Source organism: Massilia aerilata (assembly GCF_042656905.1).
Taxonomy (GTDB): Bacteria; Pseudomonadota; Gammaproteobacteria; order Burkholderiales; family Burkholderiaceae_D; genus Telluria; species Telluria aerilata.
Genome location: NZ_JBHSMZ010000004.1, coordinates 381,305 through 400,765 on the forward strand (window position 1 = coordinate 381,305; position 19,461 = coordinate 400,765).

Sequence of the window (19,461 nt, forward strand, 5' to 3'; positions counted from 1 at the left end):
TTATGCGTGAGGCGATACTCAAGGCTAGGTTTTAGAATGGAAGAGGCGGGTTGTCGAGGTCTACCAACTGGAGGTCAAGCGTCTCAGGTTTGAACGATTCGAGTACGCCTCGAGTCTGAAAAAGTGCCCATGCTTCCCATGGTTCGTCATCCGAAACAAGCATTACGGGAAGCTCCGGGAAGTGCTCCTTGATTTTATTCGCAATAACCGGCGCCTGCTCGGACTTCAACAAAGCCCGGTCAACAAATCCAATTGCGAGCCGCATACGGTCGATTACAGTTACAGCTACTTCAATCTCCACAGTTAGAGCCTTCCCGTAAGTAGGCGCCCAGGTTGATAGATAACCCGGCCGACTATGCTGCAAACACCACTTCGGACGTTAATCTGACTAAAGTCCGGATTCAGCGAATGCAAGAACCACTCAGAACCTTTAAGCAGGAGCTGCTTGACGCACGCCTCACCATTGAAGTTGAGGGCATAAAGCTCCTTACTCGTCGGCTCGGTATCGTTTGTGTCGATCACCACGGTATCGTCCTCAAACAACATCGGCTCCATACTGCGTCCATGAACTCGAATCGCTAACAAGAGATGCGGTATCAGCTGTTGCTGATCGATGACGGTACGTGGTATCTCCAGCACTCCGCCATCTTCGAATTCAGGTTCTGTTTCGAAACCAGTTATTCCGGCCCGGAGCTTGAGCGAAACTCTCCTGATCGGCACTGTGTCCCGTTCCTCCCCCACTTTTACCTGCTTGGCACCTTGAAGGAATGGGTTTGTAGCCTGCGGGGAAAATCCACCCTCATCATCGTTGGAGATCGAGCGCGGTCCAACGGCCATTGCCCCCTCACCAGTCTCTAGCCATGTAGCAGAGCACCCGAATACGCTTTGAGCCTTAAGCATCCCAACTTTGGACATGCCCCTCGACTCCCAGTTGTTGACCGTCTGTGAGGATGTATTGAGTGCTCGAGCGATTTCAGACTGAGTTTTTAGCCCCGCCAATACCTCAGCCGCCTCGTATAAGCGTTTCATTTGGATGTGCATACCCTCGATTGTCCTCTGAACTAAACAACTTGTGTTACACGTGGTGTTTGACTTTGTTGTTACACATGGTGTTTAATAGGGGTGTGTCTTCCATTACCTAAATCTGACAATGTCTAACGACCGGGACCAAATCGATCGCCTGGGTGGCCCTGCCAAGGTGGCAAAAATGCTGGGTTACACCGTTCAACGAGTCCAGAACTGGAAGGATCGAGGCATTCCGCCGAAGGAGAAGCTTGCGCATCCGGAAATTTTTCTGACGGCGCAAGTGGCTTTTCAGCGTCGGAAGACAGATAGACAAGGTGATGACCAAGGAGTTCCCTGCACCGTAGCGCAAGACTACGGCAACGGGCACAGGTGATCCTTTTCCTTTGCCTCTAACAATCGAAGGTTTCTCTCTGCGAGAACGCCTTTGTTTGGCAAAAAGATTGCACATAGGAAATTTATCCTTTGAATGATTTATGTAACGCATCGTAGCAACGTTGTTTTAAAAGCAAAACCCAAGAACCCGAAGGATGACTATGGAACTGCTGACCGCATACCAGGAAATGATCAAGGTCCACAGCTGGGTCGGCACGGCCGCCATGCTGGGCATGAGCCGGTCGGCGTTGGAGGCTCGCGTGTATGAAGTAAAGGGCTCGGGCATGCGTGTCGAAACCGCGCTGCTCATCCAGGCCCACGCCGGCACCAAGCACTTTGCCCAGGCCGTCGCGGCCGAAAGCGGCGGTGTATTCGTAGAGCTGCCGGAAGCCGAATGCATTCATGGCCTGGACCTCGAGGCGAAGTCACACGAACTGGTATCCGAGCTCGGCCACTTGCTCAAGACCTACAGCGAGGCCAAGAAAGACGGCGAGATCGACAAGCGCGAGCGCGCCGAGCTGGAGGACATCTCGCAGCAGATGCACAAGGCCCTGCAGGAGCTGATGAGCCTGATGTTTCATGTGTACTGCCGCAAGCCGGCCGAGCGTCCAGCGGATGATCGCTGAAATGCCGCAGCAACAGCACATCGATAGCCCAGTGATCGCTCTCGACCAATTCGCGCCTGAGCCGCCGCCAAAGCGCAGGACGCCGGCCGAGAAGGCCCGCATCCTCGCGAACCTCGTCCTGAACTTGGTCGCACTCAACAATGAAGAAGGGCGCGCCAATGGCAACGCTTGACCAGGTCGTGGGGCAGATGCGCGCGGAAGGGCTCCCGGCCCTCCCTGACGGGCATCCAGTGCTAGACGGTAAGAAGAAGCGCTTCGGGCCGGGTAAGAAAGCCTGGTACATCCTGCGCGAGTTCGACTTGAAGAGCGGCCGCCGCGTCATCACCGGCGGCTTCGGCATCTGGCGCGGCGACGACAACAACGCCGTGCCGGTCACGGTCGACTGGGAAGGCGTGACGCCCGAAGAGCGTGCCGAGGCCGAGCGCAAGCAGGCCGAGTACCAGCGAGCGGAAGCTGAAGGGAGGCAGCGCGCCGCCGAGCTGGCGGCGAACCGGGCGAAGATGGACTGGGCCGGCGCAGTCGAAGGTCCGCATGACTACTTGGAGCGCAAGCGAGTTGGAAGCGAAGGCACGCGCGTTTCGCCGAAAGGCGATCTGCTTGTCCCCGCGCGTAAGTACAGTCATGCCGGTGCGGTACTGGTTGCGCTACAGAAGATCCAGGCTGACGGCGCTAAGCGCTTCAGCTTTGAAGCCGACATGGTCGGCGCGTGTTGCCTGCTCGGCTCCGTCGACGCCAGCGTACCGCTGATCGAGATCGGCGAAGGCTATGCGACATGCGCAACCGTACGCATGGCGACGGACTTCGATACGCCAGCCATGGTCGCGTTTAATGCTGGCAACCTGCTGCCGGTCGCGCAGCAGCTACGCCGCGACTTCCCCAATGCACATCTGCTGTTCCTGGCCGACGACGACATGCGCTTGGTGGCGCGCCTGCACGAGGCGCTACTGAAGGACTATGAGGTCGACTGGACGCCGGCCATCGATGGCAAGGACTATCAGCTGGAAGCGAAGGGCGGCGACATCGTGCGAGTGCGCGCTACCTGGCGCAAGGGCACCGACGACATCGACTACATCGAGGCCGACATCCGGACCGGCCGCAGCGTCAAGACCCGCAAGTTCGAGAATGCCGGCATCTCGCGTGCGCATGCCGCAGCGAAGGCTGTCGGTAATGCGTCGGTCATTGCTCCGGGTTTCGCCAATCGCGCGGCCGACAGTAAGGACTCCGACTTCAATGACCTGTACCTGGCCGAATCGCTGGACGTGGTACGTGACCAGGTGCTGGCCGCACGTTCCCGCGCTCTCGATGTCGATAGCGCAGGGCCAGAAGGCAGCGATGTCCCCGCGCACTTTGACGAGGTGCCTGCCGTTACCGAAGGCGGTTCCCCGAGCCCTTCCGAAAGTGATGCACCGCCGGTGACCAAGGGCGCACTCACGCTCGACTGGGCGCTCGCACACTGCGCCCTGGTGCAGGGCACTACGGACGTGTGGGACTCGCTGAACAAGTTGCGCATGAAGCGCGCCGGTTTCCAAGACACCGTTGGCAAGGATGTTGCCAAGGCCTGGCTCGATCACGCAGACCGCCGTTCGGTAAGTCCTCGCAATCTTCCGGCCACGCGCCGCGGCGTCGCAGTCGAAGCAGGGGAGGCGGGGGTCGACAACATCGTCAGCATGTTGAGTCGATACACGCTGCTCTACGGGACCAAGACGGTATGGGATGCCGAGAAGCGTACGGTCATCGCCTACGACGCCATGTCCCTGGCGCGCGGATCGGATCTCGCCACCCGCTGGCTCGAACATCCGATGCGGCGCGAGGTCGACCTGGATCGCCTAGTGTTCGACCCGACGCAGCGCGTCGACCTCGCGACGCACATCAACATGTTCGAAGGCTTCCCGCTCACACCGAAGAAGGACGATGCCAAGGCGAAGCTTGCCTTAGGCTTGCTGTACAGCCTGTGCAGCAGCGAGCCGAATTGCGACGAAATCTTCCACTGGGCGTTGTGCTGGCTGGCTTACCCGCTGCAGCACCCCGGCGCCAAGATGCAGACCGCGATGCTGTTCTTCGGCGAGAAGCAGGGCACAGGCAAGTCGCTCTTCTTCGAAGGCATCGTCAAGCCAATCTATGGCGCGCACGGCGCTACCGGTGGACAGCACCAGCTGGACGCGCAGTACACCCATTGGCGATCGCAGAAGCTGTTCGTGCTGTTCGAGGAGATCCTGTCCAGGCAGGATAAGTACAGCCACTTCGGGCTGATCAAGCACATGATCACCGGCCGGGACCAGATGGTGACCCAGAAGTTCAAGGACGACCGTACCGAGGCCAACCACATGAACGTGGTGATGCTCTCCAACGAGTTCCAGGCTGTGCCGATTGAACCGGATGACCGTCGCTTTCTGGTCACCGAGGCGCGCAATCCCCTCGAGCCCCTGCTGCTCAAAGAGATCCAGGAGACGCTCGGAAACGGGCTCAGTGAGGCTTTCTACGCATACCTGCTCGAATATCCGCTGGAAGACTTCTCGCCGCACACGAAGCCGATCATGACATCGTCGAAGGAACGCATGATCAACTTCGGCCGGCCCGACTGGGAGCTGTTCTACTTGGCTTGGCAAAGCGGCGAACTGACCGCGCCGTACTGCTCGTGCCTGTCCTCCGACCTGTACACGGTGTATTCGCGCTACTGCAACAAATACGGGTATCGCCAGGTGAGCATGACAAAGTTCGCCGAGCTGATAGCCCAACGTATCCGGAAAGACCGCCAGTGGGTCACCCTCGGCGCAACAGGGCAGAAGAAGCTGCTGACCGTGTTCCATGTGCCGCCGGCCGCCGAGGGCGAGCCTGCTCCGAACCTCAGCAAGCAATGCCAGACCTTCCGCGACGTTGCCGAGATCAAGGACTGAACCATGCACGCCTATCGCTTAACAGGGGTTAACACGGTTGCGCACAAGCCTGATAGCCGGAAAGCCAGCATCCATGCGGCTTCTACAGGGTTAACAGGGTTAACAGGGTCCGCGCGTGCGCACGCATCGATTTTCTCAGGACTGATTCAGCCACACCACGCCATTAATAATTCTTCCGTGCGCATGGAAAAAACATTGTTAACCCTGTTAACCCTGTTCAAAGCCAGTATCCATGCGGGTTTCAACGTAACAGGGTTGGTCCTTGACCCTGTTAACCCATGTAAAGAGGCCTGATCATGCGGATCAACATCCAGACCAACTTCCCCGACGTAGCCAGCCGCCTCCAGGCGCTCGGCCGCCAGGCGCCATTCGTGGCCGCCGTATCGCTGACGCGCTCGATGCAGGATGCCCAGGCCGCGATCAAGAGCGAGATGCAGCGCGCTTTCGACCGCCCGACCGCGTACGCCCTGAACGGCACGTTCCTTAAGGCGGCGAAGAAGGACAACCTGGAGGCGCGCGTTTGGGTCAAGGACAACCCATTCGGTAAGGGCACACCAGCCGATCGCTTCCTGCTGCCGCAGATCTACGGCGGTGGTCGTGGCCTGAAGGGCATCGAGCGCCTGCTGCAGGCGAACGGCCTGATGCCTTCGGGCTGGTTCGTCGTGCCAGGTGCTGGCGCCCAGCTGGACGGCAACGGGAACGTCAAGCGCAGCCAGATCGTCCAGATCCTGTCACAGCTGAAGGTGCAGCGTGGTGCCGGCCACGAGTCGCGCGCTACCGGCAGCGCCAGGTCGAACCGCACCATCGCCCGCCAGGGCGTGACCTACTTCGCGCTGCCGAAGGTGCGCCGCGGCCTGCAGCCCGGGATCTACCTGAAGCGAGCCTTCGCACATGGCAGCGCACTCAAGCCCGTGTTCATCTTCGTGCGCTCGGTGCAGTACCGGCCGCGCCTGAAGTTCTTCGAGGTCGGCCAGGCCACGGTCAATGCGCAGTTCCCGCGCCACTTCGATGCCGAGTGGACCAAGGCGGTGCAAAGCGCAAGGCTCCGCTGACCCACGAATCAAACCGAGCCGGCCGGACGCCGGCAACTACCAAAGGAATGTAAATGATCAAACTCGGTACGACCTACAAGGACAAGATCACCGGCTTCGCTGGCGTGGCTACCGGCTTCGTCCAGTACATCAGCGGCTGCAACCAGGCACTGATCCAACCGCGCTGCAGCGAAGACGGTGCGATGCGCGAGTCTCAGTGGTTCGACCAGCAACGTCTGGATGAAGTGCTGTGCGTGCCGGTCGTCGAGCTGGACAACGGCGCGACGCCGGGCTGCGACCGGGCCGCTCCGCGCCGCTGACGCCGGCCTGCCGACCCCCCTCCCCGGGGTTAGGTTCTTCCAGGGAGGCGGTCGGCAAGGGTAATTCAGGCCCCGTCATCGCACTAGCGGAACCGAAAAGAATTTCCTGACAGATATCCTGACAAGTAGAAAAAACGCATGCCAAACCTGACAACCATCGCCGAGTGGGCCAAGACAGAAGGGATCTCCCGCCAGTCTGCATACGACGCGGTGAAGCGTTGCGACATTCCAGTGACTGACGGCAAGGTCGATCCCGAGTACGCATCGCACCGCTACCGCAGCAACACCCGGCAGCGCGCGAACGGCAACCGCCCTGACCTTCCGGCTGGGGCGGCGCAGCCAGCGGGCGCGGCGGGTTCGGGAGGGGCAGGAGGTACGGAACCGCCGAAGTCGGCGAAGGTACCAGGCTACGACAGCAGCCGCGCGCGGCGGGAGGCAGCGGAGGCAGAGCTTGCCGAACTCAAGCTGGCCGAGCAGGCCGGCAAGTTCCTGTTGCGGGAGGATGTCGATTCGTGCGTATTCGAAGTGGCGCGGTCGATGCGGGACGGGCTGATGAACTGCGCGCGTCGCATCGCCGCTGACGTCGCGCCGCTGACGACGGCAGAGGAATGCGAAGACGTTATCGACCGCGAGCACCGCATCCTGCTCGAAAGCCTGGCGCATGCGTTCGGTGAGAAGCTGGGTGTCCAGCTCGAGGAGCTTGCGCAATGACCGGCCTGCCTCCAGCTGTCAACGTGGTGCGGCCATCGTTCGCGCGGGGCTTGACGCCGGATCCGAACATGACGGTCGATGCCTGGGCAGACCGTTACATGATCATCCCGAAGGAATCGGGCGCCAATGAGTCGGGCAAGTACCGCACCAGCCGCACGCCGCACGCCCGCGCCGTGATGGAAGCGCTGTCCGACTCCCACTGGTGCAAGGTCGTCGCGCTGATGGGCGCATCGCAGATGCTCAAGACCCAGGTTGGCCTGAACTGGTTCTGCGCGAGCGTCCACCAGTCGCCGGCAAACTTCCTGTGGATTCTCCCGACTGGCAAACTGGCCAAGCGCACCAGCGCGCGCGTGAGCAAGACGATCGCCGCGGTGCCGGAAGTGCGCGAGCGTGTCGCCGCGCCGCGTGCCCGGGATTCGGTGAACACCCTGGACACCAAGGAATACATCGGTGGCTCGCTGCACATCGTCACCGCCGGCGCCGCGGCGAACCTTTCCGAGATCCCGGCGCGCCGCGTGCTGTTCGACGAGGTCGACCGCGCCGAGAACAACGTCAACGGCGAGGGCGACCCGGTCGCGCTGGCCAAGGCGCGTCAGACCACTTTCGAGCGTAATCGCAAGAGTTACTTCCCCAGCTCGCCGACGGTGGTGGGGCAGTCCATCATCGAGCACCTGTTCAAGCAGGGAACGCAGCAGGAAGCCCTGGCCGAGTGCGTGCACTGCGGCCACGCGCAGCCGCTGGTGTTCGAGCGCCTGCAGCAGGACGACGCCGGCCAGGCCATCTACCCATGCATCGACTGCGGCGCGATGCATTACGAGACCGACAAGAACCGCATGTTCGCGCGCGGCCTGTGGTCGGACGGCGTGCCTGGCGATGGCGAAACCGTCAGCTTCACCATCAACGCGATGTTCGCGCCGTATGGCTGGCTGCCGTGGATAGCGCTGCTACGCGAGTACCGCGCCGCCAAAGCCAAGCTGGAGGAGGGCGACCAGGAACTGATGATCACGTTCTACAACACGCGCCTGGCGCGGTGCTGGGAACGGAAGAAAGAGCAGACCAAGGCCAGCGAGCTGTCGGCGCGCGCGGAAAGCTACAAGCTCGGCACGGTGCCAAAGGGGGGGCTGATCCTGGTGTGCACCGTCGACACCCAGCCGGACCGCCTTGAGGCAAAGGTCACCGCCTGGGGCGAGGGCATGGAAGGATGGATCGTCGACTACCAGGTGCTGTTCGGCTCGCCGTCCGAGCAAGCCGTCTGGGATCGGCTCGATAGCGAGGTGCTGCTCGGCCAGTATCGCCATGCAGGCGGCCGCATGCTCCCGATCTCCGCGGCCTTCATCGACTCGGGCGGCGCCAACACGCACGACGTGTACAACTTCACCCGCACCCGCCAGCACCGCCACATCTACGCGATCAAGGGCGCGTCGACGCTGAATAAGCCGATTCTGAGCGCGAAGCCCTCGCTCGTCGATGTCAACTGGCAGGGCAAGACCATGCCGCACGGCGCCAAGCTGTGGCTGATCGGTACCGACACCGCGAAGGACTACCTCTCGGCGCGGTATGCCCTGGCAGCCGGTCCCGGCGCAATTCACTTCCCCGCCGATCTGCCGACAGAGTATTACGAGCAGCTGACAGCCGAGTACTGCATCACGGTCTACAAGCGAGGCCGCAAGGTGCGCGTCTGGGAAAAGAAAAAGAACGACCGCAATGAGGCCGGCGACCTGATGGTCTACTCGGTGGCCTGCGCGCACTACCTCGGCCTCCACAAGAAAACGCCGGCGCAGTGGAAGCAGGTTCGCGAGTTCGTCGACCCCGATACCCGCGACCTCTTCCAGGAACCGCCAGCGGCATCGGCCGACGCTGCGGCCGCTGACAACAATATGGCCGAGCAGCCGCCGGCCGCATCTTCAACCCTATCACGCCCTGACCAATGGCCGACACCGAAACCACAGACGCACCCCGCACCGTCACGCCGCCCAGCCGGGAGGCAGTGGTGAACGCAGAGGTCTTCGACAATCCCGACCTGGTCGACGCCATTTTCAAATACCTGGGCGAAGAGTTCCCCCAGCTGGCGCCGCGCCTGGCAGAGCTGCAGGACGAGGTGCGTCAGGATTTCAGCGGGATCGAGATCTATATCCCGCGGCGCTCGGCCGCTCGTCGCAAGCAACTGGAAAGGGAAGTCCTCAGCCTGTTCAATGGCCGCAATGCCAGCGAGGTCGCGCGCAAGCTCAACCTCGGGCGCGCGACCGTGTACCGGATCATCAAACAGTCCGGGAAGAAATAGTCTCAGTTTTCCGAGAAATGAGACGGCCGGGTCGCTACCCTCAGCGGCATGGCCCTCACTCAAACCGATCTTGACGCACTCGACCTCGCGATTGCCCGCGGCACCCTGTCCGTGGAGTTCGATGGCCGCAAGCACACCTACCAGACAACCAGCCAGCTGATCGCCGCGCGCGATCACGTGGCGCGCATCGTCAACGCCGGGGCATTGAACCGCGGACCTCGCGTCTTCGGCTTTCGCTTCACCACCACAAGGGGCGACTGATGCCGAACCTCCTGGATCGCATCGTCGGGTGGGTCAGCCCTCAAGCCGGCATCTCGCGCCACTTCGCCCGAAAGCGACTTGAGCGCGCTTACGAGGCGGCAAGCCCTCGCGACCCATGGCGCCCACGCCGCGCTGGCGCAAGCGCGAATGCCGACCACCAGGCGGATGCAAGAACGCTGCGGAACAAGGCACGCGCCCTGGTCCAGAATGTTCCATATTGCACCGCGGCCCTGACCGGCCTCGTCTCGGCGACGGTCGGCACCGGCATCGTCCCGCGCGCCACGGGAGCGGAAGAGGCAAAGCTGAATGCGTTGTTCCTCCAGTGGTCGAAAGTGTGCGACGCCGACGGGCGCTATGACTACTACGGCCTGCAAAAAGCAGCCGAGACCGCGCTCGAGCAGGATGGCGAAGTTCTGGTGAGGCTGCGACCACGACGCCCCACGGACGGACTGCCGGTGCCGCTGCAACTGCAGCTGCTCGAAATCGACTGGTTGGACAGCGACCGCATGGGCACCTATGGCGGAAATCAGATCGTCAACGGGATCGAATACGACGTGCTCGGCGCCGTCGCCGCCTACTACCTGTGGGACCAGCACCCGGGGGACACGGCGCTGATCCGCGGCCGCAAGGCGCAGAGCTCGCGCGTGTCGGCGAAGAACATCATCCATCTGTTCAGCCCGGACCGTCCAGGACAGGGCCGCGGCTTTACCCGCTTTGCCCCGGTGATCGCGCGCGTTCGCGACCTGCAGCTGTATGAGGACGCCGAGCTGGCGCGCAAGAACCTGGAGACCAGGCTGAGCGTGCTGGCCAGCGGCGACACCAGTTCGATGGAGAACCCTGCGGCGCTCGGTGATGGCGGCGCGTCGCAGAGCCAGGGCGTGCGCGACCTGGGCGAGCTGGGCGGCGGGAACATCTTCGGCATGCCCGGCGGGATGAATTTCACCGTTGTCGAGCCGAAGGCCGCTCCCGGCTACGTCGATTACGTCAAGTACCAGCTGCACCTGATCGCCGCCGGCCTGGGCGTGCCGTATGAAATGCTGACCGGCGACATGGCCGAAGTGAACTTCAGCAGCGCGCGTGTACGTCTGCTCGACTTCCGCCGCGCAATCCAGCAGCACCAGTGGCTGGTGCTGATTCCAAAGCTGCTTGTGCCGATCCATGAGGCCTTCGTCGAAGCAGCCTACTTGGCCGGCAAAGTTCGTACGCGCGATGCCGCAGTGGAGTTCAGTCCGCCGAAATGGGATTACGTGAACCCCGAGCAGGATGTCAAAGCAGACCTCGCCGAGATCGGCGCCGGTCTGTCGACCATCAGCGAAAAGCTTCGCCAGCGTGGCTACGATCCGGACGTCGTCTTCGACGAATGGAAGTCCGACTACGACAAGCTCAAGTCACTTGGCATTCTTGAAACCATGCTCTTCATGCAGCGGGGGAACTTGCCAACAGCCAGTGCGAATGACAGTGCATCCGGCGCGCAAAAGTGATTCGCAAGGCGAAAACTTACCAACCAATAGTCGGGATGTCCGACGCATCTACTTGAGAGCCCTATGAGCGCAAACACCGACGCATTCGAAAACAAGCTGATCGACTTCCTGTTTCGCGGCCAAGCGCTGGGCCTGGCCAATACAACTGCAGCGGCCGGCACAGGCCCGTCGACGCACTACGTCGGCCTGATCGGCGCGGCTGGCAGCGATGCCTCCGTCGGCACCGAGTTGTCCGGCGGCGGCTACGCGCGCGTCGCTGTCGCGGCCTCGCTCGCGAATTGGGCCGGGACGCAGGGCGCAGGCTCGACGACAGTATCTAGCGGCAACAGCGGTACCACGTCGAACAACATCGCGATCACGTTCCCGGTGCCGAGCGGCCCGTGGGGCCAGGCGGTTGAATGGGGTATCTTCGATTCGCTGACCGGCGGTACCGAGATCATCCGCGCGCCGCTGGGTGCTTCCAAGACCATCAACAACGGCGACCCTGCCCCGTCCTTCGCCGCGGGCGCGCTGACCTACCAGATCGACAACTGATCATGAGCCTGACCACTGACCAACAAGCGGGGCTCCGCCAAGCTGCGCGCGCCACCCAGGCCGGCATGGACGCGCTGGCGCGCAAAGACTGCGCTGCGCTGGCCGCGCTGCTGTCGGTGGGGCGCACTCACCCGTCGGCGACCGAGGTCGGCAACGGTACGATCCTGGCAACAATCGGCATCGATGCCGGCAATAGCTTGCTCGACCACATCGGCAGCGATCCGTCGATGCGCCACGTGAAGCCGCTGCTCGAGCAGGGCAGACTGAAGGTTGGCTCACCCGTGGCCCAGGGTGCTATCCGCGCGTTTGCAACGGCGAACGTCATCACCCAGTCGCAGGCGGATGCGCTGTGCGCGCTCGGCGTGGAGCCCGACCCATTGACGGCCCAGGACGTCGCCGACGCACTCTTCAACCCGGACGGAACCGAGAAATGACGGCACCCACACGCAGCACAGTCACGATTTTCGCCGCGGCTGCGATCGCCGCGGGCGGCACCAAGGCAGCGCCGGCAGCGGGCGGCACCGGCGGGTGGGTCGATGTCCGCACGCTCAATGGCGGCCAGCTCGCATGGAGCGTCAAGAACGGATCGAGCGCGCCGACCGTACAGGGCCAGTTCACCTTCCAGGTATCGGACGATGGCGCGAACAATATCACCGACCTGTGGACTGGCGGCGGCGATACGGTAGCGAGCAGCGAGCAGACCGGTCTCATCGATCTGCCGGCGACCGCCTCCTACGTTCGCATGCTTTGCTACGGCAACACGACGAACGCCGTGACGTTCAGGGGCGTACTCTTCGCGAAAGGTTGATCTATGGCCGGTATGCGCTACCAGCCGCAGGGCGGTCAACGAATCGACCAGTCGAATCCTATCGGTCGGAGCCTGGCTTTTGCGGTGCATGGCGGGGCCGGCTTGCGCGAATTGGTTGCGGGTGGCGCAGCGACGGGCCGCGGCTCGGCGCAGGCAATCAAAGGCTTTGCCGGCGGCTTGGCGTATGACCTCCGAGCAGTCAACGCGGGCACGTTTTACTCAGCCAGGACCGCTGCTGCGCTTCTGGTTAGCGATCAAACGGCAATTTTCGACATCGTCATCGCCGGCGCTCCGTCTGGCTCCCGCCCTTCGCTTGGCGGGATGTGGCGATCGACCACCCAAGACGATGCGTGGCTGAGCATTGATCGCGATACAGCGGATACGCTGCAGGTTAATTTCCGTATTGCTGGCGCAAATGGATCTCGCAGTTTCGCTATTGGCGCGTCGTCGCTATATGGGCGGCGCTTGATCATCGCAGCTTCAGTGACTCGCGGTTCAAGTGGTAGCGGCACGGTATATCTGCGCGTCGCTGCCGACGGCGGCCTCCTGTACGACCTGTCCAGTATTTATTCGGGCAACGGCAGCACAGATGTGACGCCGACGGGCACTGAATACGTCTCCGTCGGCTCGGAGTCGATCGAGAACCCTTCGCGTAATTGCAACGCCATTCAATACGGTCAGTACCACCTTGGCCGAGTTGTAACAGCTGCCGAGGTGGCGAGCCTGTCCACGCAACCATGGCAACTATTCGCGGCCGCAACAGACGAGGAAAATGAGGGCGTCGACGCGGCAGTCGCCGACATGTCGCTCAATGGTGCTGCAACCGCTTCGGCATCTGGCGCTGGCGGGCTGTCCACGTCATTGCGTCTGATAGGTGCCGCGGCGGTGCTGGCGGCCGCTGCTGGCAGCCTCTCCACGTCCATTCCGGTGCAGGGTGCCGCATCGGTCCAAGCATCCGGTACCGGCGCATTGACCACCGCGATCCAGCAGGCCGGCGCAGCAGTCGGCCAGGCCTCTGGCACTGGCTCGCTTTCGACCTCGATCGCGCTGCAGGGCGCAGCAGTGGCGCGCGCATCTGCCTCGGGCGACCTGGCTGGCGGCGCTGCGGCGCTCAGCGGCACGGCCACATCACAGGCGACCGGCGCAGCCACGTTGTCGACGGCGATCTCCTTGCAGGGTTCGACGTCGGCCGTCGCAACTGGGGGCGCTGCGCTCACCAGCTCAATCCGCCTCGCCGGCGGCGCTTCGGCTCTGGCCGTCGCCGTAGGCTCGCTGTCCGACGCGTTGCCAGGCGGCGGCATTGTGGTCGACGTGTCGAGGATCTCGCCGGAACGCATCGTCGTGTTCGACGGCAGCGGTAGCCGGGTTGTCGTGTTCGAAGGAAGCGGGAGTCGCATCGTAATTTTTGAAAGTAGTGGACCCAGAGTGAGGTTTAACCAGATGAGTGTGAGCGCAAAAGTACCTGTCAAGATCGGCGACAAGTGGACGGTCGATCGCGATCCCGACGAGATCAGCTATTACGCGGCCGATATCACCCAGGAGCTGCTGGACCGGAACACGTCGGCGGACCCTTCGAAGATCGCCCCGTTGCTGTTTGGAGTGGGTCTGCTCGAAGGCCCAGACCTGCAGGTGGAGACGATCGAGGGAGTCCCGCGCACCTTCGTGGTGGTGAAGCTCGGCGGCGTCGACGAAGACCTGCCTACTGACTGGCGATGGGTCGCACGTGTGCCATGCCTGAATGGCGAACGCTTCGACAAGACCACCTGGTTTAACAAGGTGGACCCCTGATGATCAAGATAACCGAACTGCTAGCCGCGCAGTTCCAGCTGCGCCGCGATCCGAGTGAGGCAGAGCCGCAAGCAGGTTCTCAGCAAGCGAAGGGTGATGGTGTCGCGCCGGTCGTGCATCCATATCCATCGAAAGCACTGGTCCTGAAAAATGGGCAGTACACTCCGTCCGAGAGCGATAAATAGAGGCGTGTAAAAACTGTCTCAATTTTCCGAGAATTGAGACAGGGAAATCCGCATGATGCGGACATGACCACACCGACCACTCCGCAAAACGCCAGCCGCTCCGCCAGCGACCCTCGCACGATGCCCTCGGTAACGCGCGAGGCCACGCTGGTCCCTTCCACCTTCAACGAAGCCGACAACACGGTCGAAGTCGTTTGGACCACCGGCTCCCGCGTACGCCGGTATGACTGGTGGACCGAGACTGCGTACGAGGAAGAGCTGGCCGTCACACCTGAAGCTGTGGACATGTCGCGCTTCGAAGCCGGCACCGTCCAGGTGCTCGACGGGCACCGCGTCTATGGCGGGGTCGCCTCGATCATCGGCATCGCCATCCGCGGCAGCATCGAGAACGGCGAAGGCAGGGCAACGCTGCGGCTGTCGACACGGGCTGAGATGGCCGGCATCGTTGCCGACATCAAGGCCGGCATTATTCGGTCGATCAGCTTCGGCTACAACGTCACCAAATACGAGATCACCCGCGCGATTGACCGCACGGACGGCGTGAACATGCCGCTGTACCGCGCCGTCAGCTGGCAGCCGTACGAGATCAGCTTCGTCACCGTCCCGGCGGACGCGGACGCGAGCACCCGCAGCCAGCCTGCCACCGGCGTGCACTGCGAATTCACCACCCGGGCGCCCGCCCAAATCCCTTCCACTCAACAGGAAACCGTTATGCCACAAGCTACCCAAGCGGGCGCACTGAACCCCGCGCCCGCAGATCCGACCCGCTCGGCTTCCCCGGCAGCAGCCCCGGCTGCAACTGCTGCGCCGACCGCCGCGGCACCTGCTGCGAACGACGACTCCGCCACGCGAGCCGCAAACGAAGCCGCCGCCCGCGCAGCCGAAATCACCGAAATGTGCACCCGCCACGACGTCAGCCAGCTGGCCGCTGGCCTGATCCGCGGCGGCAACTCGGTCGACCAGGCGCGCGCCGCCGTGCTGGAGGAACTGGCGCGCAGCGACGCCGCCGCCGGCGGCCACCGCAACGTGCAGATCCAGGTGGTCACCGACGAGCACCAGGTGCGCATGGCCGGCGTCGAAGAAGCGATGATGCACCGCATCCATGCCGGCACCAAGCTGACCGATAACGGCCGCCAATACCGCGGCATGAGCCTGCTGGAAATCGGTCGCGACTTTCTGGAAGCGCGTGGGGTCAGCACTCGCGGCATGGAACGCATGCGTCTGGCCACCGAAATCCTGCACTACCGCTCGGGCATGCACGGCACCAGTGACTTCGCCGCGATCTTCGCCAACGTCGCCAACAAGCGCATGCGCTCGGCCTACGAAGAGAACAGTGGCACCTACACCCTGTGGGCTCGTAAGGCGCCGAATGCTCCGGACTTCAAGAACATCAACATCGTCCAGCTGTCCGGCGCACCGGAGCTGCTCCGTACGAACGAACACGGCGAGTTCAAGTACGGCACGATGAAGGATGCCGGCATGAACTATGCGCTTGTGACCTACGGTCGGATGATTGGTCTGACCCGTCAAGCGATCGTCAACGACGACCTTCGCGCGTTCGAGCGGCTGGTTTCCGCGTTTGGCGCAAGTGCCAGCCGCCTGGAAAATCGCCTGGTGTACAGCCAACTCACCGACAACCCGGTGATGGGCGACGGCACCAAGCTCTTCCACGCCGACCACGGCAACCTCGGCACCGGCGCTGGCTCCGCCCTGCAGTTGGCTGCACTGAAGGCTGGCCGTACCGCGATGCGTGTGCAAAAAGGCCTCGCCGGCGAACAGCTGAACCTGATTCCCAACTTCCTGATCGTCCCGGCTGCACTCGAGCAGGATGCTTACCAGCTGACCAGCTCGAATTACACGCCGGCGAAGCAAGGCGATGTGAACGAGTTCCGCACGGGCGGCCGCACGGCTGTCGAGCCAGTGGTCGAGCCGATCCTCGATGGGGTCAGCGACAAGGAGTGGTATCTCGCCAGCAGCAACAGCCAGGTCGACACCGTCGAATACTGCTACCTGGACGGAGCCGAAGGCCCGGTGGTCGAAAGCCAGGTCGGCTTTGAAATCGATGGCATCACGGTTAAATGCCGCCACGATTTCGCAGCTTCGTCCGTCGATCACCGCGGTCTGTACAAGGGCGCCGGCGCCTAAGCCTTCGGGCTTCGACTGATCGTTCACCAACAAGGAAAGCAGAAAAATGAAGAACTTTACCCAAGCCGGCGACGTGGTCCCCGTGACCGCACCGTACGCCGTCACCAGTGGCCAGGGCGTAAAGGTCGGCTCGCTGTTCGGCATTGCCACCAACAGCGCAGCCCAAGGCGCGCAGGTCGAAATCAAGCGTAAAGGCGTGTTCGACATCCCCGCTGTCACCGCCGACACCGCCGCCCAGGGCGCCAAGGTGTACTGGGACGACACCGCACGCAAGATCACCACCACCGCCACCAACAACACCCTGGTAGGTGCAGTCACGGCCGACAAGAGCGGCAGCGTCAGCACCGCCAGCGTGCTGCTGGACGGCGTGATCCGCTAATTCGGCCATGCTTCCCTTCGCCGACCTCGAGGCGTACGCAAACGCCGCCATCCTGAACCAGCTCTCCAACGTGCTGGTGAAGATCGGCGGCGCGACGGTGCCGGGAGTCTTCCGGCAGCCTGCGTCGGTCGTGCACCTCGGGCCCGGCGCAACCGACACCAGCCCGATGGTGACGGTTGCCTCTAGCGCGGTGATGGAAAGCCCGGTCGACCAGACCATCGAGATCGCCGGCGTGCCATTTGTCATCGGCGCTGCGGCGTCGGACGGCACAGGGTTGACCATGCTGACCGTCGAGCGTGTCCAGTGAAAACGGCATTCGCCCAGATCGTCAGCGCCGTGATCGATGCGCTCAAGGCCGAGCCGGCGGTATGCGACCGGATCGACCGCGCGCGCGCCGTGCCGGCGCCCGAGCAGGCCGAGCAGGCCGTAAGCGTGCAGTGGGAAACGGCACTGCCAGATCTCGCAACGATTGCCGGCCAGCCGATCGACTGGAAGACCCGCATCACCGTCGACTGCCTGGCGCGCAGCCTGCAGCAATCCGGCGACCTGGCCGTGGACGACCTGGTTGCCGCGGTGGCCGAGCGCCTGGCGCAGGACACGACTCTTGGCGGCCTGGTGTTCGACTTGCGCATCGCTGGCCTCGAGGCCGAGAACAGCGTCGAAGGCAAAAAAACGGGGTGGGTTCGGCTCACCTATATCGCGGACCACCGTACCGACAACGGAATCCTCAACTGAACATGAACACCGAAACCAACAATCAAGGCGCCTCCGGGCGCCACATTCCGGTGCCGCCAGCCGGCGGTTCCTGGAGTTTCGACGAATCGAAGTGGGCGTGGATCTCGAACGATCCGGCCCCGAGCGAGGAAGCGTCGGCGGCCGCGGCCGTTGACATGGTCACCACCGAACAGGAGCAAGGCGCATGAGCCGCATCATCCGGAATACCTTGATCGTCGCCGCGATCGAATCTGCCTACGGCACCGACGCAAACCCGACTGGCGCGGCCAATGCCGTCCTCGTGAGCGACATGAGCCTCACGCCGCTGGACGCCCAGAACATCGACCGCAACCTGATCCGCGGCACCTTCGGTGCCAGCGAGCAACTGGTCGGCTCGGCCAGCGTCAAGCTGAGCTATTCGACCGAGCTGGCCGGCTCCGGCACCGCCGGGACCGCGCCTGCTTGGGGCAAGCTGCTGCAGGCCTGCGCCTGCGCCGAGGGCGTCCTTGCCACGCCGGCCCGGGTCGAGTACACGCCGGTCTCGAGCGGCCTGAAGTCTTCGAGCCAGTACTACTACGACGACGGTGTCCTGCACAAGCTGCTGGGCACGATGGGCGACTTCACGCTGTCGGCCAAGGTCGGCGATCGCCCGATGCTGAAGTTCGACTGGACCGGCCTGGACGGCGGCGTGACTGCGGCAAGCGATACCGGCACCTTCACGCCGTGGAAGAAGCCGGTGGCCATGACCCGCGCCAACGTGATCGACATCACCCTCGGCGGCAGCTACGCCGCTGGCGCGATCACCGGTGGCACGGTCTACCCGAGCACCGGCCTGGAGATGAAGGCCGGCAACCAGGTCGCGTTCACGCCGATGCTCAGCAGCGAGACCGTGGACATCACCAACCGCGAATCGACCGGCTCGCTCGAGTTGGATCTCACCGCGGCCCAAGAAGTCGCTCTGATGGCGGCCGTGAAAGCGAACACCACCCAGAGCCTCGCGATCACCATCGGCCTTACCACCGGCAACAAGATCCTGTTCTTCGCGCCCGCCGTCCAGCTGCTGAGCCCGAAGAAGGCCGAGAAGAACGGTAAGCGCCTGATCGGTTTCGACCTGCGCTTCATGCCGGTCAACGGCAACGACGAATGGCGCATCGTCAGCCTGTAAGCCCACCACCCATTCACAGACACGAAAGCGATATCAAAAATGGCATTCAAGCTCGTTGTGCGCAAAAAGCTGCGCGTCCCCGTCAAGGGCACCCTCAAGGACGAAGACGGCAAGCCCGTCAATTTCGATTTCACCCTGCTGTGCGATCGCCTGAGCCAGGAAGAGATCGAGAGCGCAATCAAGAACAGCGACGAACCGGTCCGTGAGTTCGTCCAGCGCGTTACCCATGGCTGGGAAGCGGTGCTCGACGAGAACGGCCAGCCGCTGCCGTTCGAAGCCGACAACCTGAATGCGGTTCTCGCCCAGGCCGGCATGGCGGTGGTCTGCTACCAGTCCTACCTGAAGGAAGTCGGTGCAGTCGTAAAAAACTGACCGAGGCTGCGCGCCTGATGGCGCGTGGCCAGCTGGAGTTTGGCGGGGTTCATGAATCGGATCCCGCCAACTCGATGGCCGAAGCACTCGCCGCCTTCGGCCTTCAATTTGAAGAAGGTGTTGTCCTTGACGAAGACGAGTACTGGCTTTGGCCGGAGAACGAAGAAGCGTTCTTAATGTGGTGCGCGCTTCAGACGCAGTGGACGGTCGGGATGGCCGGAGCGGTTGGGTTGAATTACGCCGGCGTTGAGTCGTGCCTGCGGCTGCACGGGGTCAGCAAGAAAACGCGCTCGCAGCTGTTTGGCTCGATTCAGGCGATGGAAAGAGTCGCCCTGGAAGAGTGGGCAGCAAAACGATAATCGAGAGAA

25 protein-coding genes are annotated in these 19,461 nt (G+C 62.8%); 24 read left to right on the forward strand and 1 reads right to left on the reverse strand.

The features are described from left to right. Positions 1 to 303: 303 nt before the first annotated feature. A complete protein-coding gene (locus ACFPO9_RS06570) occupies positions 304 to 1,041 on the reverse strand; it encodes a S24 family peptidase (RefSeq protein ID WP_379768648.1) in 738 nt (245 codons plus the stop codon). Positions 1,042 to 1,559: 518 nt separating this feature from the next. On the opposite strand from ACFPO9_RS06570, the gene ACFPO9_RS06575 reads away from it, so the two are divergent. The 24 genes from ACFPO9_RS06575 to ACFPO9_RS06690 all read left to right on the forward strand — a co-directional run bounded on the left by ACFPO9_RS06575 (position 1,560) and on the right by ACFPO9_RS06690 (position 19,452). Continuing rightward, a complete protein-coding gene (locus tag ACFPO9_RS06575; RefSeq protein WP_379768650.1) occupies positions 1,560 to 2,024 on the forward strand; it encodes a YmfL family putative regulatory protein in 465 nt (154 codons plus the stop codon). Position 2,025: 1 nt separating this feature from the next. Then, positions 2,026 to 2,196 carry a hypothetical protein gene (locus tag ACFPO9_RS06580; protein WP_379768652.1) on the forward strand — a complete coding sequence of 57 codons (171 nt, stop codon included), beginning with the start codon at positions 2,026 to 2,028 and terminating at the stop codon, positions 2,194 to 2,196. Then, complete coding sequence (locus ACFPO9_RS06585) at positions 2,183 to 4,918, forward strand: DUF5906 domain-containing protein (protein WP_379768654.1); 2,736 nt, start codon at positions 2,183 to 2,185, stop codon at positions 4,916 to 4,918. Before ACFPO9_RS06580 ends, ACFPO9_RS06585 begins: the two co-directional genes overlap by 14 nt. A gap of 3 nt (positions 4,919 to 4,921) precedes the next feature. Continuing rightward, entirely contained in the window at positions 4,922 to 5,212 is a 291-nt protein-coding gene (locus ACFPO9_RS06590) for a hypothetical protein (RefSeq protein WP_379768656.1), read from the forward strand. Between the two features lie 2 nt (positions 5,213 to 5,214). Next, positions 5,215 to 5,970, forward strand: coding sequence for a hypothetical protein (locus ACFPO9_RS06595; protein WP_379768658.1), 756 nt, complete (start codon positions 5,215 to 5,217; stop codon positions 5,968 to 5,970). A 53-nt stretch (positions 5,971 to 6,023) separates the two neighbouring features. Beyond that, a complete protein-coding gene (locus tag ACFPO9_RS06600) occupies positions 6,024 to 6,269 on the forward strand; it encodes a hypothetical protein (RefSeq protein ID WP_379768660.1) in 246 nt (81 codons plus the stop codon). Positions 6,270 to 6,407: 138 nt separating this feature from the next. Next, positions 6,408 to 6,980, forward strand: a complete 573-nt coding sequence (locus ACFPO9_RS06605) for a hypothetical protein (RefSeq protein ID WP_379768662.1) — start codon at positions 6,408 to 6,410, stop codon at positions 6,978 to 6,980. Beyond that, the gene (locus tag ACFPO9_RS06610) at positions 6,977 to 8,974 is read left to right on the forward strand and encodes a phage terminase large subunit family protein (protein ID WP_379768665.1); all 1,998 of its coding nucleotides are present in this window, start codon (positions 6,977 to 6,979) and stop codon (positions 8,972 to 8,974) included. Before ACFPO9_RS06605 ends, ACFPO9_RS06610 begins: the two co-directional genes overlap by 4 nt. Further along, a complete protein-coding gene (locus ACFPO9_RS06615) occupies positions 8,971 to 9,261 on the forward strand; it encodes a Mor transcription activator family protein (protein WP_379768667.1) in 291 nt (96 codons plus the stop codon). Before ACFPO9_RS06610 ends, ACFPO9_RS06615 begins: the two co-directional genes overlap by 4 nt. Positions 9,262 to 9,309: 48 nt before the next feature. Continuing rightward, entirely contained in the window at positions 9,310 to 9,522 is a 213-nt protein-coding gene (locus ACFPO9_RS06620) for a phage head-tail joining protein (protein WP_379768669.1), read from the forward strand. Continuing rightward, on the forward strand, positions 9,522 to 11,003 hold the full coding sequence (locus ACFPO9_RS06625; RefSeq protein WP_379768671.1) for a phage portal protein: 1,482 nt from the start codon (positions 9,522 to 9,524) through the stop codon (positions 11,001 to 11,003). Before ACFPO9_RS06620 ends, ACFPO9_RS06625 begins: the two co-directional genes overlap by 1 nt. Positions 11,004 to 11,066: 63 nt before the next feature. Continuing rightward, on the forward strand, positions 11,067 to 11,537 hold the full coding sequence (locus ACFPO9_RS06630) for a phage tail fiber protein (RefSeq protein ID WP_379768674.1): 471 nt from the start codon (positions 11,067 to 11,069) through the stop codon (positions 11,535 to 11,537). A 2-nt stretch (positions 11,538 to 11,539) separates the two neighbouring features. Further along, positions 11,540 to 11,971 carry a hypothetical protein gene (locus ACFPO9_RS06635; protein ID WP_379768676.1) on the forward strand — a complete coding sequence of 144 codons (432 nt, stop codon included), beginning with the start codon at positions 11,540 to 11,542 and terminating at the stop codon, positions 11,969 to 11,971. Next, positions 11,968 to 12,345, forward strand: coding sequence for a hypothetical protein (locus ACFPO9_RS06640; protein ID WP_379768678.1), 378 nt, complete (start codon positions 11,968 to 11,970; stop codon positions 12,343 to 12,345). Before ACFPO9_RS06635 ends, ACFPO9_RS06640 begins: the two co-directional genes overlap by 4 nt. A gap of 3 nt (positions 12,346 to 12,348) precedes the next feature. After that, positions 12,349 to 14,133, forward strand: a complete 1,785-nt coding sequence (locus tag ACFPO9_RS06645; RefSeq protein ID WP_379768680.1) for a hypothetical protein — start codon at positions 12,349 to 12,351, stop codon at positions 14,131 to 14,133. Then, positions 14,133 to 14,318: a hypothetical protein gene (locus ACFPO9_RS06650; RefSeq protein WP_379768682.1), complete on the forward strand. Its 186-nt coding sequence runs from the start codon at positions 14,133 to 14,135 to the stop codon at positions 14,316 to 14,318. The genes ACFPO9_RS06645 and ACFPO9_RS06650 overlap by 1 nt, the downstream gene beginning before the upstream one ends. Positions 14,319 to 14,438: 120 nt before the next feature. Then, positions 14,439 to 16,463, forward strand: a complete 2,025-nt coding sequence (locus ACFPO9_RS06655; RefSeq protein ID WP_379768684.1) for a prohead protease/major capsid protein fusion protein — start codon at positions 14,439 to 14,441, stop codon at positions 16,461 to 16,463. Between the two features lie 46 nt (positions 16,464 to 16,509). Further along, complete coding sequence (locus ACFPO9_RS06660; RefSeq protein WP_379768686.1) at positions 16,510 to 16,842, forward strand: DUF2190 family protein; 333 nt, start codon at positions 16,510 to 16,512, stop codon at positions 16,840 to 16,842. Between the two features lie 7 nt (positions 16,843 to 16,849). After that, positions 16,850 to 17,149, forward strand: coding sequence for a head-tail joining protein (locus ACFPO9_RS06665; protein ID WP_379768688.1), 300 nt, complete (start codon positions 16,850 to 16,852; stop codon positions 17,147 to 17,149). Next, complete coding sequence (locus tag ACFPO9_RS06670) at positions 17,146 to 17,577, forward strand: hypothetical protein (protein ID WP_379768690.1); 432 nt, start codon at positions 17,146 to 17,148, stop codon at positions 17,575 to 17,577. Before ACFPO9_RS06665 ends, ACFPO9_RS06670 begins: the two co-directional genes overlap by 4 nt. Positions 17,578 to 17,579: 2 nt before the next feature. After that, complete coding sequence (locus ACFPO9_RS06675; protein ID WP_379768692.1) at positions 17,580 to 17,765, forward strand: hypothetical protein; 186 nt, start codon at positions 17,580 to 17,582, stop codon at positions 17,763 to 17,765. After that, positions 17,762 to 18,721 carry a phage tail tube protein gene (locus tag ACFPO9_RS06680; RefSeq protein WP_379768694.1) on the forward strand — a complete coding sequence of 320 codons (960 nt, stop codon included), beginning with the start codon at positions 17,762 to 17,764 and terminating at the stop codon, positions 18,719 to 18,721. The genes ACFPO9_RS06675 and ACFPO9_RS06680 overlap by 4 nt, the downstream gene beginning before the upstream one ends. 39 nt (positions 18,722 to 18,760) lie before the next feature. Further along, the gene (locus ACFPO9_RS06685; protein WP_379768696.1) at positions 18,761 to 19,093 is read left to right on the forward strand and encodes a hypothetical protein; all 333 of its coding nucleotides are present in this window, start codon (positions 18,761 to 18,763) and stop codon (positions 19,091 to 19,093) included. A 17-nt stretch (positions 19,094 to 19,110) separates the two neighbouring features. Next, complete coding sequence (locus tag ACFPO9_RS06690) at positions 19,111 to 19,452, forward strand: DUF1799 domain-containing protein (protein ID WP_379768698.1); 342 nt, start codon at positions 19,111 to 19,113, stop codon at positions 19,450 to 19,452. The last annotated feature ends 9 nt before the right edge of the window (positions 19,453 to 19,461 follow it).

Coding starts and splice junctions, on each gene's coding strand:
- ACFPO9_RS06570 (WP_379768648.1), bottom strand. CDS start 1,041: ATGCACATCCAAATGAAACGCTTATACGAGGCGGCTGAGGTATTGGCG.
- ACFPO9_RS06575 (WP_379768650.1), top strand. CDS start 1,560: ATGGAACTGCTGACCGCATACCAGGAAATGATCAAGGTCCACAGCTGG.
- ACFPO9_RS06580 (WP_379768652.1), top strand. CDS start 2,026: ATGCCGCAGCAACAGCACATCGATAGCCCAGTGATCGCTCTCGACCAA.
- ACFPO9_RS06585 (WP_379768654.1), top strand. CDS start 2,183: ATGGCAACGCTTGACCAGGTCGTGGGGCAGATGCGCGCGGAAGGGCTC.
- ACFPO9_RS06590 (WP_379768656.1), top strand. CDS start 4,922: ATGCACGCCTATCGCTTAACAGGGGTTAACACGGTTGCGCACAAGCCT.
- ACFPO9_RS06595 (WP_379768658.1), top strand. CDS start 5,215: ATGCGGATCAACATCCAGACCAACTTCCCCGACGTAGCCAGCCGCCTC.
- ACFPO9_RS06600 (WP_379768660.1), top strand. CDS start 6,024: ATGATCAAACTCGGTACGACCTACAAGGACAAGATCACCGGCTTCGCT.
- ACFPO9_RS06605 (WP_379768662.1), top strand. CDS start 6,408: ATGCCAAACCTGACAACCATCGCCGAGTGGGCCAAGACAGAAGGGATC.
- ACFPO9_RS06610 (WP_379768665.1), top strand. CDS start 6,977: ATGACCGGCCTGCCTCCAGCTGTCAACGTGGTGCGGCCATCGTTCGCG.
- ACFPO9_RS06620 (WP_379768669.1), top strand. CDS start 9,310: ATGGCCCTCACTCAAACCGATCTTGACGCACTCGACCTCGCGATTGCC.
- ACFPO9_RS06625 (WP_379768671.1), top strand. CDS start 9,522: ATGCCGAACCTCCTGGATCGCATCGTCGGGTGGGTCAGCCCTCAAGCC.
- ACFPO9_RS06630 (WP_379768674.1), top strand. CDS start 11,067: ATGAGCGCAAACACCGACGCATTCGAAAACAAGCTGATCGACTTCCTG.
- ACFPO9_RS06635 (WP_379768676.1), top strand. CDS start 11,540: ATGAGCCTGACCACTGACCAACAAGCGGGGCTCCGCCAAGCTGCGCGC.
- ACFPO9_RS06640 (WP_379768678.1), top strand. CDS start 11,968: ATGACGGCACCCACACGCAGCACAGTCACGATTTTCGCCGCGGCTGCG.
- ACFPO9_RS06645 (WP_379768680.1), top strand. CDS start 12,349: ATGGCCGGTATGCGCTACCAGCCGCAGGGCGGTCAACGAATCGACCAG.
- ACFPO9_RS06650 (WP_379768682.1), top strand. CDS start 14,133: ATGATCAAGATAACCGAACTGCTAGCCGCGCAGTTCCAGCTGCGCCGC.
- ACFPO9_RS06655 (WP_379768684.1), top strand. CDS start 14,439: ATGCCCTCGGTAACGCGCGAGGCCACGCTGGTCCCTTCCACCTTCAAC.
- ACFPO9_RS06660 (WP_379768686.1), top strand. CDS start 16,510: ATGAAGAACTTTACCCAAGCCGGCGACGTGGTCCCCGTGACCGCACCG.
- ACFPO9_RS06665 (WP_379768688.1), top strand. CDS start 16,850: ATGCTTCCCTTCGCCGACCTCGAGGCGTACGCAAACGCCGCCATCCTG.
- ACFPO9_RS06675 (WP_379768692.1), top strand. CDS start 17,580: ATGAACACCGAAACCAACAATCAAGGCGCCTCCGGGCGCCACATTCCG.
- ACFPO9_RS06680 (WP_379768694.1), top strand. CDS start 17,762: ATGAGCCGCATCATCCGGAATACCTTGATCGTCGCCGCGATCGAATCT.
- ACFPO9_RS06685 (WP_379768696.1), top strand. CDS start 18,761: ATGGCATTCAAGCTCGTTGTGCGCAAAAAGCTGCGCGTCCCCGTCAAG.
- ACFPO9_RS06690 (WP_379768698.1), top strand. CDS start 19,111: ATGGCGCGTGGCCAGCTGGAGTTTGGCGGGGTTCATGAATCGGATCCC.